At 69.1% G+C, this 14,526-nt stretch carries 10 protein-coding genes; 9 read left to right on the forward strand and 1 reads right to left on the reverse strand.

Features of this window, described 5'->3' with window-relative positions:
• Positions 1-27 precede the first annotated feature (27 nt).
• The 8 genes from DB32_RS33310 to DB32_RS33345 all read left to right on the forward strand — a co-directional run bounded on the left by DB32_RS33310 (position 28) and on the right by DB32_RS33345 (position 11,192).
• Complete coding sequence (locus DB32_RS33310; protein WP_157069686.1) at positions 28-657, forward strand: hypothetical protein; 630 nt, start codon at positions 28-30, stop codon at positions 655-657.
• Positions 658-751: 94 nt separating this feature from the next.
• Positions 752-1,786 (forward strand): glycosyltransferase family protein, encoded by a 1,035-nt coding sequence (locus DB32_RS33315; RefSeq protein WP_053236694.1) that lies wholly within the window; start codon positions 752-754, stop codon positions 1,784-1,786.
• The gene (locus DB32_RS33320) at positions 1,783-2,688 is read left to right on the forward strand and encodes a hypothetical protein (RefSeq protein WP_053236695.1); all 906 of its coding nucleotides are present in this window, start codon (positions 1,783-1,785) and stop codon (positions 2,686-2,688) included. Before DB32_RS33315 ends, DB32_RS33320 begins: the two co-directional genes overlap by 4 nt.
• Before the next feature lie 18 nt (positions 2,689-2,706).
• Positions 2,707-3,960: an O-methyltransferase gene (locus DB32_RS33325; protein WP_053236696.1), complete on the forward strand. Its 1,254-nt coding sequence runs from the start codon at positions 2,707-2,709 to the stop codon at positions 3,958-3,960.
• A gap of 16 nt (positions 3,961-3,976) precedes the next feature.
• Positions 3,977-6,973 (forward strand): glycosyltransferase, encoded by a 2,997-nt coding sequence (locus DB32_RS33330; protein WP_157069687.1) that lies wholly within the window; start codon positions 3,977-3,979, stop codon positions 6,971-6,973.
• 15 nt (positions 6,974-6,988) lie between these two features.
• Complete coding sequence (locus tag DB32_RS33335; RefSeq protein ID WP_053236698.1) at positions 6,989-8,281, forward strand: glycosyltransferase family 2 protein; 1,293 nt, start codon at positions 6,989-6,991, stop codon at positions 8,279-8,281.
• Positions 8,281-9,204, forward strand: coding sequence for a glycosyltransferase (locus DB32_RS33340; RefSeq protein ID WP_053236699.1), 924 nt, complete (start codon positions 8,281-8,283; stop codon positions 9,202-9,204). Before DB32_RS33335 ends, DB32_RS33340 begins: the two co-directional genes overlap by 1 nt.
• On the forward strand, positions 9,168-11,192 hold the full coding sequence (locus DB32_RS33345; RefSeq protein ID WP_157069689.1) for a glycosyltransferase: 2,025 nt from the start codon (positions 9,168-9,170) through the stop codon (positions 11,190-11,192). The genes DB32_RS33340 and DB32_RS33345 overlap by 37 nt, the downstream gene beginning before the upstream one ends.
• A gap of 119 nt (positions 11,193-11,311) precedes the next feature.
• Here the strand turns inward: DB32_RS33345 and DB32_RS33350 are convergent, their stop codons facing one another.
• Positions 11,312-12,541 (reverse strand): class I SAM-dependent methyltransferase, encoded by a 1,230-nt coding sequence (locus DB32_RS33350; protein WP_169791640.1) that lies wholly within the window; start codon positions 12,539-12,541, stop codon positions 11,312-11,314.
• Between the two features lie 232 nt (positions 12,542-12,773).
• On the opposite strand from DB32_RS33350, the gene ettA reads away from it, so the two are divergent.
• Positions 12,774-14,447, forward strand: coding sequence for an energy-dependent translational throttle protein EttA (ettA, locus tag DB32_RS33355; RefSeq protein ID WP_053236702.1), 1,674 nt, complete (start codon positions 12,774-12,776; stop codon positions 14,445-14,447).
• Positions 14,448-14,526 lie beyond the last annotated feature (79 nt).

A 14,526-nucleotide genomic window follows, 5' to 3' on the forward strand; every position in this document is an offset into this window, starting at 1 on the left:
ACGTTCGGAGTCCGTGACCAGCGAACGGTGCACGCTCTCGTCCGCGATCACTGCGTCGCGCACGAGCTCCGGTTCGACTCGTGCCTCGACATCGGCTGCGGGCGGACGCGGCTCGACAAGTGGGTCGGGAAATCCGAGCTGTTCGACGCTCCTCGACGTTACGTCGGGCTCGAGCTCGACGATGCCATCCGCAGCGCCCTGATCGCGGAGGACGTGGACGTGAGGCACCCGTTCAGTCCCGAAGGGAAGAGCGCCGAAGGCGACATCGGGGTCGCGCTCGAGATCGTCGAGCACCTCGAGGCTGCGGATACGATCCCGTTCCTCTCGGAATACCTCCGGCGTACTCACAAGCTGTTCGTCCTGAGCACGCCGAATTGCGAGTACTGGACGGGACGACGCGCAGCCGTCGGATACGAACACCTGCGCTTCCTCCCCGACCACTACCCCGATCAGCTGGCGTCGCGCAGCTCTCCTCACTCGCACAAACAGGCTTTCACGCCGGAGACGCTAGCAGACGCGATCGCGAGCTCGCTGCCGGGCTCGCACTGGCGATATCGCGTCTACCGCGCGTGGCCGTGGACGATCACCGACATGACGCGGCCGGTGACGTACCCGCTCTATTTCAAGCTCTTCGCCCTCGTCTGGCCGCAAGTCTGACCGAGCCCGAGCGTCGATGTTCACGCTGCTCCACACCGTCGCCTCTCGGCTGCGCCCGCCGTCTCGTACCGCGCGAAGCAACGGAGAGACTCGCGTGCTCTTCTGGTACTCGGCGCTCGCGCGCGCGAAGGCGGTCGCGTCCTGTCGTTATCGCATCGGCAATCTCGCCGAGGTCGGGCACCGCGTGAACGTGGTAATCGCGGAGGCGCTCCCCGCGCGGGCGCTCGAGTCGACCGATGCGCTGGTCGTCGTCCGCCCGTATCCCACGCGGCACGTGCTCCGCGCGCTCGCGTCCGCGCAGCGGCTCGGGGTGACGCGCATCGCCGACTACGACGATCTTCTGTTCGCGGGCTCGGCCGAGGAGCGGCCCGAAGTGCAGAGCGGTGGGCTCACGCGCGAATGGATGGAGCGAGCGCATCGCGCGTACGCATCGATGTTGCCTGCGTTCGATGGCTACACCGCGGCGACCGACGAGCTCGCGGGCGAGCTTCGCGCAGCGTGCCCCGGGGCCCCGGTCTTCGTCGTACCGAACGGGCTCTCGCCCGCGTGGATCGAGCAAGGACGCGCGCTGTATCCGCGCTGGTGGCCGGGAGACAGCCGCGTCATGCGGTTCTTCCCGGGGTCGCCCACGCACGATGCGAGCTTCGCGGCGATCGCGAGCGGGCTCGCCGAGTGGATGCGCGCCCACGACGACACGGAGCTCGAGATCGTCGGCAACCTCGCGTGGGACGCGAGCGGATTTCCGTCGTCCCGGGTACGGCGCATTCCGGCGGTGCCCTTCGATCACCTCCCGCGATTGCTCGCCAGCGCGTGGGTCAACCTCTGGCCGCGCGCCGAGACGCGCTTCAACCGCTGCAAGTCCCCGATCAAGTTCCTCGAGGCGGCGGCGTTCGGTTGCCCCACGGTCGCGTCGCCGTCATGCGCGCGTCCCGAGCTCGACTGCGAAGGGCTCGTGCACGCGACCACTGCCGACGACTGGGCGACGGCGCTGACGCGGTGGCGCGACGATGATGCGCGCATGCGAGCGAGCGAGTCTTGCATGAGATTCGCCGACGAGCGTGGTGGCGCAGACCGCGGTTGGCGCGCGCTCCAGCACGTCGTTCGATCACTCCGGAGCGTCGCCGCATGAACGCGGTCCGCGTGCGAGTCGAGGGCGACGATCGTTTCGCTGCGGCGGTGCGGGCGCGCATCGCGCGTGTGCCGTTCGCGATCGTGACCGATCGCGGCGCCGAGCTCGACGTGCTGCGCGGCTCGCGCGTGCGACCGACGCTCACGCTCGACCGACCTGTCGACGACGACGACGCCGCGCGAGAGGCCACCCGCCTCGGCGCGTCGGCGCTTGCCTGGGAGGGCGGCGACGGTTGGTCGCCGTGGGAGCGCTGTCTCGCCCCGCTCATCGCGCACCCGCTGCGTGGCTCACCGGACCCGACGCGCCGCTGGGCGCTGATCGAAGATCCCGCGGATGGTGCGATTCCCCACGAGGAGGACCGCGCTTGGCAGTGGCACGCGGTGGTGCCCCGCCGCCGCCCCGCCCTGCCCGCTCACGTCGTGCAGTGGCCGCTCCAGAGTCGTGTCGTCGCGCCGCTCCTGGGCGCCGCGACCGCGGTCATCGGCGAGAGCGGCCCCCTCGTGTACGACGCGTGGCGGCTGCGAAGACCCGTGCTCGCCTCCGCGCCGGGCTCTCCGATCGATCGGTGGGCGACGGTTGCAGCCCCGATGCGGGACGCTCGACTGGCACACTCGATTCCTCCTCTGCTCGCCGACAGCGCGGGCTTCTGGGAGCGCGTGATCGCAACGGTTCGAGATCGCGGTGCGGTCCTACCCGCGATGTCGGCGTCGGCGATGCGCGCCGCGCGTGAGCACGCGCTCGCCGAAGATCGCACTCGCTGGGGCGCGCTGCGGCGCGAGCTCCGCAAGCTCCGCGAAGATCCGGGGGCGTCTCTGCGCACTGCCCGCCTCTGGGCCATCCGAACACTCTGGTCGAGCGCGCGACCGCCCTCGTCGCGCGTCGGACCGATTCGCCGTTCCTGATCCCGAGAGAGGCTTTTCATGCGAGACGAACGAACGCCGCCGCCTGTCCGCCACGATGCACTGCTGCGCGCGCTCACCCGCGCCGTCGCACCGCGATCGATCGTCGAGATCGCCGCGCCCGGAGCGTCCGGGGCCGCGCTCCTCCTCGAGAGCGCGGGAGAGCCGCTGCGCTCGCTCGAGCTCGTGGGCGAATCGAGCGGCGGAGTGGCGAGCGAGCTGCGCGCGAGCGCCGGAGACCGCGTTCGCGCGCGCGAAGGGCTCTCGCTCGACGAGATCGCCACGCTCGACGCAGCGCCGGATCTCGTGCTCATCGGACACGATCCGGATTGGAACGGGATCTTCCACGCGCTGCGCCTGCTCGCGCGCCTGGCCGGCACCGCGCCGTTCCCGATCACCATCGTGCGCGACACCAGCGGCGTGTCGCCCGAGAAGCCGGAGCTCGGCACCGGGAAGAACGGACTACGCGTCGCGCTCGACGAGTTCCGCGCGCAGACCGCGCACCCGCTCGACCTCGTGTTCGTGCCGGGGTTCCACGGTCTCGCCATCCTCGTCGATCCGCGCCGTGTCGTAGGCAACGACGCGCTGTCCTCCTTGCTTCGCGAGCTCGCGACGCCGCCGTCGATCCGCGCGCTCCTCGACGAGCTCGAGCAGGCGCGCGTCGACGCGCAGCTCGAGCTCGCCGCGCTCCACGCGAAGAGCGACCGTCGCGCGGCGGAGCGCGCCGAGCTCATCGGACGCCTCGCAGAGCAGCGCCGCGCGCTCGAGCGCACGGAGCGCGAGCTCGCGGAAGCACTGGAGCGCGCCCAGCGGAACGCGCTACGCGTGATCGAGGAGGAGGCGGCGAGGGACAGCATCGAGACGCGCGCGACCAGCCTCGAAGCCGCGCTTCGCGACGCGCACACCCGGATCGCCGAGCTCACGACGGCGAACGAGCGTCTCGCGGCCGCGAATGCGCGCGTCGCTGAGCGCGAGCGCACGCTGGACGATCTCGCCGCGCAGCTCGCGGCGGCGCGGCGGCGCGCCATGTCCGAGCCGCTGCGCGCCGATGTCGCCCACACGCTCGGTCGCGACCCGAGCACCGCGAAGAAGCCCGGCGGCAGCCAGCCGGCGACTCCGTTCGCGCGCGCGCTCGCCGGCGCCGCTCCCAAGCTCCTCGAGCCTGCCGTGCTCGAGCTCGCGAGTCGCAGGCTCGCGAAGCTCCGCCGCGACCCGAAGCTCTTCTTCGCGCACTCGCGATTCGAGATCGCACGCAAGCTCTCCCGGCTGCTGTGATGGGATTGGAGCAAGCATGATCATCGTTCTGGCAGCCCGCGGAGGCGGTGGTGGCGAGCTCGCGCACGTGCTGCGCCTGCTCGGGTGTCGAGTGGAGAAGTCGCCCTCGAGGGAGGTCGACGAGGCGCTGCTCGGCGCCGCCGACGGCGTTCGCGAGTGGAGCGACCCCGATGGTCTCGCGGACACGATCGCGAATCCGCCGAGCGAGCTGGTGGACCGAGCGCGCCGCGCACTGCCGCGCTCGCCGCTCGTCGTGTTCCACGACCCCCGGCTGTGCCTGACGCTGCCGGTATGGCACTCCGTCGCAGACAGCCCGGCGTACGTCGTCCTGCATCGCCATCCCTTCGCGGCCGCCGACACGCTGCGCCGCGAGGAAGGAGTCCCGCTCAGCGCCGGGCTCGCGATGTGGCAGCTCTCGATGCTGAGCGCGCTCCACCACTCTCGTGGGGCCGCGCGCCTGCTGGTGCGACACGACGACCTCCGTCGCGACCCGCTCGGCGTGGCTCGCGCGCTGCACGAGTTCCTGGGAGCGCGCGGCACCACGCTCGCCTCGCTCGACGAGATCGGCACCACCGCGCGCGACGAGCCCGAGCGCACGTCGGACGCACAGCTCACGCGGGCGCAGCTCGATTTGCACGAGGCGTTCCGCGAGCGTCGTTGGCCCCTGGTCGACGACGACGATCCCTTCGGGCTGCTCGCGAAGGACCCGCTGCTCCTGATGCGGCGCGCGAACGAGGCAGCACGACCGGATCACGGCTCAGGAGTCGCGTCCGAGCTCGCAGCCGAGCTCGGACGCGCGCGCGCTGCCGCGAGGCATCTCGAGGTGCGTGCGCGTCAATCGGCCGGACGACTCGAGCACGCGGAGGCGGAGCGGGCTCGTGCGCAGCGGGCGCTCGACGATCTGCGAGACGTTCTGGCGCGCGAGCGCGAGCAGCGTGCGGCGTTGGAGCGCCAGCTCGCATCGCTCGTCGGAGGTCAGGAGCAAGTTCCGGCGGTGATCGCGAGCCCCGAGGAGCGATTGCGCCTCTCGAGCTCCGCACTTCGGGTGTTCGCCAAGACGCTCTATCGCGAGTGGACGTCGACCGAAGGTGTGCCGTACGGCGGCCTCCGAGACGCCCCTCCCCTGCGCGTGATGGTCGGCACGCTGCACAGTGACGAGAACGAATTCGAACAGTGCGTCGAGTCGGTACGCAAACAGCGCTATTCCCGCATGAAGCACGAGATCTTCTCGGGCCTCGGGAAGAAGGAATCCGTCGCGACCCTGATGACGGCGTTCCAGCGGAGCGACTGCGATCTGCTGATCAAGGTCGACGCAGACATGGTGCTGACGTCCCCGGATTTCGTGGAGCGCATCGTCCGCGTGTTCCAGGCGAACCCGGGAATCGATCTGCTCTCGGTCGCGATCCTCGACTTCTTCTCCGGCGGTCCGATCCAGGGAATCAACGCGTATCGGAAGACGGTCGAGTGGAGCAACGAACGGCAGGACTCGCTCTTCACCGATCACACGCAAGTGCCTAGCCGCAAGCGTCTCGTCGTCTGGCCGACCTTCCTGCGCGACGCGGTGCACGCTCCGAATCCGTCGCCGTTCCAGGCCTTCCACTTCGGCGTCCACCGCGGCCTCAAGACGCTCCAGCTCTCGAGCGCTCGTTACCACGCGGCGCGCGCCGAGGAGCAGCTCGCGTATCTCGAGAAGACCTGGGATCACTTCCAGCTGCGCCGCGAGCTGCGTCTCGGGCTCGCGTGCCTCGGCTTCGAGCTCGCGCTCACCGGCTGCTACTCGTTGGAACAGCTGGACTACACGAATCCCTCGCTACGAGAGTCCTTCGCGCCGATCGACCAGCTCGACGTCGATCGCGTCGAGGCCGCCGTGGTCGAGCTGCGCTCGCGCCGACTGCAGTTCGAGCACGTGCAGCGCGTGCGCGACAAACGGCGCGAGCTCGTGGCGCAGCACCAGGCACCCGTGCAGGCGATCGTCGCTCTGCTGCCGCACACGAAGGTGTTCGGCGGAGTGAATCGCTTCTTCGAGCTCGCGCGACAGTTCGCGAAGCTCGGCGTGCGCTTCGTCATCGCACAGCCCGAGAACCGCGAGACCCAGGTCGCCGGAACGCGCTCCGACTACCCCGATGTCGAGGTGAAGCTCTACTCCGAGGTGATCGATCAGGAGTGGGACGTCGTCCTCTGCGGCGACGCGTTCGGGGGCGTGATGCTGACGATGCCGCTCTTCCGCGCGAAGGTGATGGCGGTCTACCTCCTGAACGGCTGGGGTCGCAGCCCGCTCAATCACGCGCAGATCGCCGCGGTGAATCCCGACGTGATCATCGCGAACTCCTCCTACTCCGCGGCACAGTACGTCGGGTACGCGCCCACGGTGGTGCCCGGCGGCGTCGACCTCGAGACGTTCCGTCCTCCGCCGCAGCGCCGTCCGCGCGGCCCGCGACTCAAGATCGGCGCGTATCCCGGGAGGCGCAAACCGAGCAAACGCTTCGAGGACACCCTCGAAGCGTGCGAGAGCCTCCACGCTCGAGGCGTGCCGCTCGAGCTGCACGCGTTCGACCAAGGGCCGCTGCACCTCGACGTGAAGTTCCCCGTGGTGTTCCACGGCGCGCTGCAGAAGGAACGCGTCCGCGAATTCTTCTGGGACATGGACGTGATGGTCTGCGCCGAGGAGGACGGCGGTTGGTCGAACCCGGCCGCCGAGGCCATGGCGTCCGGGACACCACTCGTCTGCACCGACGCGGGCACGATCGACTACGCGATCCACGAGGAGACCGCGATCGTCGTACCGCGCCGAGACCCGGCGGCGATCGTGGCGGGCATCGAGCGCCTCTATCGCGACCCGGAGCTCGCGGAGCGCTTGCGAATCGCCGGGCTCGCGCGCATCCGCGGCTTCGGCTGGCCGCAGGTCGCGCGCGACCTGCTCGATGCGCTGCAGGATGCACGTCCCGACCCCGAGGGCCGCGCGGTGAAGAACGCCCTCGCGCTCGAGCGCCTCGCCGCGCTCGGAGTGCGCTGAGCACGGGAGGCCGTGATGCGACCCATCATCTCGTTCTCTCCTCTCGCGCGCGAAGCGGTCGAACGATTCGCGACGGCCCTCGAGCGCTCGGTCCCCGAGCGCCCGCTAGCGCGGCTCTCCGCGCGGCCGGCTGTCTCGGTCGTCATTCCGATCTTCAACGCGCCCTACGCCCTCGATCGGTGCCTGCGATCGATCCGGACGTCGGACACGCCCGAAACGACCGAGATCGTGCTCGTCGACGATCACAGCAGCGATCGCCGCGTGGACGATGTCTGCACGGCGTTCGCGGCGAGCTGGCGCCGCACGAAGCACCTGCGGAACTCGCGCAACCTCGGCTTCGTGTCGACGGTCAATCGCGGCATTCGCGAGTCGGCTCCGGATCACGACGTCCTGCTGCTCAACAGCGACACCGAAGCCACCCCGGGGTGGCTCCCGCGCCTGAGCGTGGCAGCACACCTCGATGACGCGACGGCGTCGGTCTGCGCGCTCAGCAACGCCGCCGGCGTGTACTCGGTCCCGCGTGCCTACGGCGACCACGAGCTGCCCCCGGGCGTCACCGCACCGATGGCGCAGCGCGTCCTCGGCTTCGTGTCGGAGCGCGCCCTGGACCCGGTGCCGAGCACGTCCGGGTTCTGCATGCTCATCAAGCGGCGCGCGATCGAGCGCGTCGGGTATCTCGACGACAAGCTGTTTCTCCGCGGCTACGGCGAAGAGAACGACTGGAACGAGCGCGCTTCGCGCGTGGGGCTGGTGCACCGCGTCGACTGCTCGCGCTTCATCCTGCACGCGCGGGGGCTCTCGTTCGGTGCGGCGAGAGAGCAGCTCAAACGCAAGAACTCGCGGATCCTGCAGGTGCTCCATCCCGGACACGCTGCGGCGCTGCGCGCGTGGGAAAAGCAGGACGCGCTCGGCACCGTGCGAACGCGCTATGGCGCACTGCTCGACGAGCTGCGGAACGCTTCGGAGGCCGCGCGCCGCGCGTTCTTCGAGGCTCCGGTGTCGCTCGTCGTCGGCACCGATCCGCCGCCGGGCGGATGGGACGATCGCGGCGCTCGGATCAGCGTGCTTTGTCGCGCCGACGGAACGGTCGAGATCGACTTGTTCGGCGTGGCCCGCGCTCGACCGCCGGGGCTCGACGCGCGCCGCGCGGTGTTCGAGCTCGCCTATCGGTGGGATCCGACGCACCTCGACGTAAGAGAGCCCGAGCTGCGCGACCGTCTGCGCGACGTCGCCGGGATCTTCGGCCTCGAGAAATCCTTTGTGGAGCCGGCATCGATGAACGGCTCCACCGAATCGAGCGAGATGTGATGACTACCCGACATCGGATCGTAAAGTATCCTTGGCACACGGCGCACGACTACGAGCTCGCCAAGCTCCCGCACGACTTCTTCTTCATTGCGGGCACGTCGCGCAATTGGCACACCGATCAGCGGCCGATACCGCCCTCGATCACGTGGGTGCCTTCGCACGACGCGATCGAGTCCGACGTGATGATCCTTCACGTCGACCAGTGGACGTACCACGAGCCTGCCAAGCGCTTCTTGTTCCTGCGCATGCGTGACGCGTATCGCGGCCCGAAGATCGTCATCAATCACGGCTGCAACATGGTCGACGGCTGCTCGTCGGCACAGATGCGCGAGCTCATCGGCGACTGCCACATGGTCGCGAACAGCAAGACCGCGCACGAGCTCTGGGCGGTCCCCAGCTCGACGTACATCCATCACGGGATGAGCGCGGAGGAGTGGCCCGCGACCGACTACGCGAACCACAACGTGCTCCACGTGCAGCCCTTTTCACAGCAGCACGGAAAGTGCCGAAACGTGGCGGCGATCCCGCGTGCCGAGGAGCGCGTTCCCGTCACGTGGGTAGGGCGGGACGTCAAATTCGCGAGCTTCACCAAGTACCGACAGTTCCTTCGGTCGAGCTCGATCTTCTTCCATCCGAGCTACGCATCTGCGAACCCGCGCGCGCGCACTGAAGCGATGCTCACGGGCCTCGCGATCGTCACGACGGACTCGCACGGGGAGAGCGAGTACATCCGCAATGGGGTGAACGGCTTCTGCAGCAACGACATGGACGAGCTGCTCGATCATCTCGAGTACCTCTATCGACATCCGCGGGAAGTCCGGCGAATCGGGCGCGCGGGTCGAGCCACGGCGCAGGAGCTCTTCGGAATCAACGGCTACATCGATCGGTGGAACGCGCTCCTCGCGCGCGTCGTGGGTTTGTGATGCGTATTTCTTTCTTTCCGTTCGGCCCGATTTCCCAGGCCAGCGCGCGATTGCGCGCGCACTACATCGCCGACGCACTGCGGGCTCGCGGCCACGACGTCGAGATCGACGCTCGACCCGACGCCGAGCTCGTCGTCTTCCAGAAGAAGCGCAACTTCGCGGCGCTCTTCGAAGCGAAGCGCCGCGGCGCGCGCGTCGTCTACGACTTCGATGACCACTACCTGCTCGACGACAGCGGTGCGCGCGACGAGATCCTCAAGATCGTGAACCTCGCCGACGTCGTCACGGTCGGCTCGCACGAGCTGCTCCAGGCAGCGAGCGCATACCACCCGAACGTTCGTCTCTTCGAGAACCCGATCGACGTGCTGCCCGGCGCCGCGCGGAAGTCCGACTACGACTGGCGGAGCCGCCTCGCCTGGTTCGGGAACCGCACGAACCTCGTCGCGCTCGACGCGCTCGACCTCGCGCTCCCGGTCACGACCATCACCGCGCACGGCGACATCGAGTGGGCCCTCGAGACAGTCGACGCGCACATCGCCGCGGCGGACCTGGTGCTGCTTCCCGTCGAGCAGAGCGCATGGACGCTCGCGAAGAACGCGAACCGGCTGTTCAAGTGCGCCGCGCTCGCGGTCCCCTTCCTCGCAGCCGATACGCCCGAGCATCGCCGGGCCGTCGAGGAGCTCGGGTTGCCCGAGTGGTTTCTGGTGGGTGACCGGAGCGCGTGGCGTGACGCGATTCGCTCGATCGAAGCGCGATATGACGAGCTCCCGGAGCTGATGCGCGCAGCATCCGTGCGGGCGCACGATGCTTTCGGTATCGAGCGGCAGGCCGAACGCTGGCTCGACGCGGTCTTGGACCCAATCGAGCCGGGGGTGCGTGCGAGCGAGGTGACGCGGCGTTTCGCGCGTGGCGTCGACGTCGTCGTGCTCGCCGAGCGCACGCCGGATCGCACTCAAGCGACCCTCGCCAGTGCACGAGCGGTGGGCTGTGAGTTGAGCTCGGTGAGCACGATTTCGGCGCTGCCAGCTCCGGGATCGACTGCGCCGGCCGCAGCGGACTTCTTCGACATCTACCCGGCGCTCGCCACGCGCATCGGCGGATCGGCGGCCGAGCACACGTTGATCGTCCAGGCGGGCGTCGAGCTGCGACCCTCGGTGATGGCGGAGCTCGCGCGCACCGCCCACCCCGATCGCGTAGTCATCCTGCGGCCGCAGATCGGCCCGTCGCAGGACCCGACCGTGCCCGTGAAGCCTGGCACGTTGGTCGACGAGCCACCGCAAACCGTGCCGGAGCTCGTGTCGGAGCCCTTCCTGCCGCTCGCGCTGCTCGTGCCTGCGCAGGTTTGGCACGAGCACTCGATCGACGTCGCATCCGGGGCGCTCTGGGCGTGGGACCTGCTGCTGGACCTGGCGGCGAAGGAGCGCGAGCCGATCGTGCTCTCCGCGCCGGTGAGCCTCGTCGCGCCCGAGACCTACCGAGCGACGCCGATCCACGGTCATGCCGCTCATCTCCAGCTGACGGCGCCCGAAGTCGCGGCCGAGCTTCCGAACATGACGACGGAATGGCAGAGGCTGCGCTCGACCCTCGCGAGCCACGTGGTGGAGCGTCACCGCGCGCTGTTCGAGCGGTGGATCGCGTTGGTCGCTACACGGCCGTACTCGCACGCCGCGACCCCCTCCTCGGAGAACGCGCAGAACCAGATCGCGCGCCTGTCCGCGAAGCTCGCGGAGAGCAGCGCCAACACGAAGCGGGCGCTGAAAGCACAGGCCAAGCAGCAGCGGAAGATCGACGAGCTCGAGGCCGAGCTGAAGCGCTACGTGAAGAAGCGCGCGAAGACGCGCCGCTTGCCGACCGACTCGAGCTCCCCGGGCGAGTGGCGCCAGCTCGCGCGGGAGCTCTCGCACCTGTCGGGCACGCTCACGCGGGCGGCGGCGGCGAGGATCTTCTCGCTGGCGCGACGCGGCTCCTCTCGGACGTCCGGCGACTGAAGGGCCGCAGCGGCGCTCCGGTGCCATCGACGCGCGCGCCCCGGCTCGGGGCGCGCGCGCGCCGATGCTCGTCGGTGGGCACGATCGACGAGGTGCTCGGTCGAGCGTACGCGGATGCGTCAGCGCGCGTGTCGCTCGATGTCGAGCACGACCCGCAGCTTCTCGAACACCGGCTGATCGAACATCACGCTCCGCTTCGAGTGGATCGCAGCGTCGAACACGAGCGTGTCGGTCGGCGCGTCGATCGGCACGATCTCCGAGTGCGAGCTGTCCGCGACGGGACGGATCTGCTCGACTTCGAACGACGAGAACCCGGCTTCCTCCAGGATCGTCCGCATCCCGTCCGCCGTGACGTGGTGCGGGTGGACCTTCCAGTCCATCCACGCGAACTTGAGACCCGCGGTGCGGAGATACTCCTCCGCGGTGAAGTCGGGGTTCTGGATGAAGATCGAGCGGCGCGTCACGCGACGCGCCTCGCGGAGCACGTGCACCGCGAGCTCGCGCGGAACGTGCTCGAGCAGCTCGGTAATCACCGCGATGTCGAACGCACCGTCGTGAAAGGGCATCCGCGACGCATCGGCGCGAACGGCGAAGATGCCGTTCGCCCGCGCACCGAGGAGCCGGTCCTGGTGGAGGTCGATGCCGACGACCGCGCACGGGATACTCGGATCGAACCGCAGCACCTTCGATTGCTCGTCGAGGACGCCGCGCAGGTGCTTGCCGGTCTTCGTGCCGACGTCGAGCACGAGCGTGCGGGCCGGGCGAGCCGATCGCGCGACGTGTGAGGCGCTCGCGCCGGGCGCGCCGTCGACGACGGGCCGCCCGAGTTTGCTCATGAGCCACGGCACCTCGGCGACGATGGGGTACTCGCGTGCTCCGCCCGACACGCGTAGCGCGTCGCCAGCGCGGGCGAGCGGTTGCCGCGACTCGGGATCGACGAGCAGCGCGAGCACGTCGTCGAGCGTGATGGGAACGAGATCGATCGCGCGATTCTCCGACCTCGGCGTGTCGACGTGCCGCGCGTCCGTCGCGATCGCCGCTGCGCCCTCTTGCGAGAGCCGTTCGCCCGCGTTCGTGAGGAAGCGCCCGAGCGTGCGCAGCCCGCGGGAGACTTGCTTCTTCACACGCGTCCTGAGTCCCATCGCGCGCGAGCTTGGCGGCGGCGACGGCACGGAGCAAACGAGGTTGGCAGCGCGTGCGAATCCGACACCGAAGTGGTCGAGAAGGACCGCTGGGACAACTTCCACATCCGGCTGTACCCCAGGGCGCACAGACGGGATCGATCGCGATCTGGCGGGACCAGGTCTGGGGTTCGCGCGCAGCCCGATCCCGCGGCGAACGCGAGCCACACGGAGCTTCAGTGGGGCTTCGCTCCGACGCACACGCCGGGCAACGCCCCCCCACACGACGGGCATGCCTTCGTGCACTTCGTGATGGTTTCCGTGAAGCTCACGAGCACCCCTCGGCGATGCCGGGCTCTGATGCGTTCACGACCGGCGGAGCAGGCCGCGCCTGCCCGCTCGACGCGCCGCGCGCCCCTTCCCTCTCCGCACCGGATGTGCGAGATCACGCGGCCCAGCGATGACCGACTACATCTTCACCATGAAGGGCGTGACGAAGGTCCATCCGCCCGACAAGCGCATCGTCACGGACCTCTACCTGTCGTTCATCCCCGGCGCGAAGATCGGCGTCATCGGCCCGAACGGCATGGGCAAGTCGTCGCTCCTCCGCATCATGGCGGGCGAGGACAAGAACTTCACCGGCGAGGCGTGGATCCGTCCGGGCGCGACGGTCGGCTACGTGCCGCAGGAGCCGGACATCGGCCGCGATCGCCGTGTGATCGACGTCGTGCACGAGGCCGTGCAGCCGATGCGCGACGCGCTCGCGAAGTTCGAAGAGATCTCGATGAAGCTCGGCGAGGTCTCGGACGACGACGAGATGCAGAAGCTGCTCGACGAGCAGGCGAAGCTGCAGGACTTCATCGACGCGGGCGACGGCTGGAACCTCGACACGACGCTCGAGATCGCGATGGACGCGCTGCGTCTGCCGCCGGCCGAGGAGATCGTGAACCACCTCTCCGGCGGTGAGAAACGACGCGTCGCGCTCTGCCGCACGCTGCTGCAGAAGCCGGATCTGCTGCTCCTCGACGAGCCGACGAACCACCTCGACGCCGAGTCGGTCGCGTGGCTCGAGACGCACCTCCACGAGTACCCGGGCACGATCGTCTCGATCACCCACGACCGCTACTTCCTCGACAACGTCGCGGAGTGGATCCTCGAGCTCGATCGCGGCGAGGCCTATCCCTTCAAGGGCAACTACACCGGCTGGCTCGAGCAGAAGGAGAAGCGGCTCGAGGTCGAGGAGAAGCAGGACTCGGCGCGCAAGCGGAAGATCGCGCAGGAGCTCGAGTGGGTGCGCCAGTCGCCGAAGGCGCGACAGGCGAAGAGCAAGGCGCGCCTGCAGGCGTACGAGTCGCTGGTGAGCGAGGCGCAGAAGGCCAAGCGCACCGACAACGAGATCTTCATCCCGCCGGGCGAGCGCCTGGGCGACACGGTCATCGAGGCGAAGAACGTCAGCAAGTCGTTCGGCGATCGCCTGCTCTACGAGAACCTGTCGTTCCTGATCCCGAAGGGCGCGATCGTCGGCATCATCGGTCCGAACGGCGCCGGCAAGACGACGCTCTTCCGGATGATCACCGGCCAGATGAAGCCCGACGCGGGCGAGATCAAGGTCGGCGACACCGTGAAGCTCATGTACGTCGATCAGTCGCGCGACGCGCTCGAGCCCGACAACACGGTCTTCAAGGAAGTCTCGAAGGGCCAGGACAAGATCGTCGTCGGCAAGACGGAGATCCCGTCGCGCGCGTACGTGGGTCTCTTCAACTTCAAGGGCGGCGATCAGCAGAAGATCGTGAAGACGCTCAGCGGCGGTGAGCGCAACCGCGTGCACCTCGCGAAGGTGCTCACGCAGGGCGGCAACGTGCTGCTGCTCGACGAGCCGACGAACGACCTCGACGTCGAGACGCTGCGCTCGCTCGAGGGCGCGCTGCTCGAGTGGCCGGGCGTCGCGCTGATCACGTCGCACGATCGCTGGTTCCTCGACCGCATCGCGACGCACATCCTCGCGTTCGAGGGCGACTCGAACGTCGTGTGGTTCACGGGCACGTACCAGGACTACGAGGCGGACCGGAAGAAGCGCCTCGGCGCCGAGGCGGACCGCCCGCACCGCATCAAGTACCGCAAGCTCACGCGCTGATCGCGCGCGTCGAGCGCGACACGACGAGGCCCGGCGAGACCTGCTCGCCGGGCCTCGTTTCGTTTCGCGCGGCGCGCTA

Origin of the sequence: Sandaracinus amylolyticus (assembly GCF_000737325.1) — a bacterium.
Taxonomy (GTDB): domain Bacteria; phylum Myxococcota_A; class Polyangia; order Polyangiales; family Sandaracinaceae; genus Sandaracinus; species Sandaracinus amylolyticus.

Bases quoted from the DNA above. Each gene is read 5' to 3' on its own strand.
- DB32_RS33320 (WP_053236695.1), top strand. From the start codon at position 1,783: ATGAACGCGGTCCGCGTGCGAGTCGAGGGCGACGATCGTTTCGCTGCG.
- DB32_RS33325 (WP_053236696.1), top strand. From the start codon at position 2,707: ATGCGAGACGAACGAACGCCGCCGCCTGTCCGCCACGATGCACTGCTG.
- DB32_RS33330 (WP_157069687.1), top strand. From the start codon at position 3,977: ATGATCATCGTTCTGGCAGCCCGCGGAGGCGGTGGTGGCGAGCTCGCG.
- DB32_RS33335 (WP_053236698.1), top strand. From the start codon at position 6,989: ATGCGACCCATCATCTCGTTCTCTCCTCTCGCGCGCGAAGCGGTCGAA.
- DB32_RS33340 (WP_053236699.1), top strand. From the start codon at position 8,281: ATGACTACCCGACATCGGATCGTAAAGTATCCTTGGCACACGGCGCAC.
- ettA (WP_053236702.1), top strand. From the start codon at position 12,774: ATGACCGACTACATCTTCACCATGAAGGGCGTGACGAAGGTCCATCCG.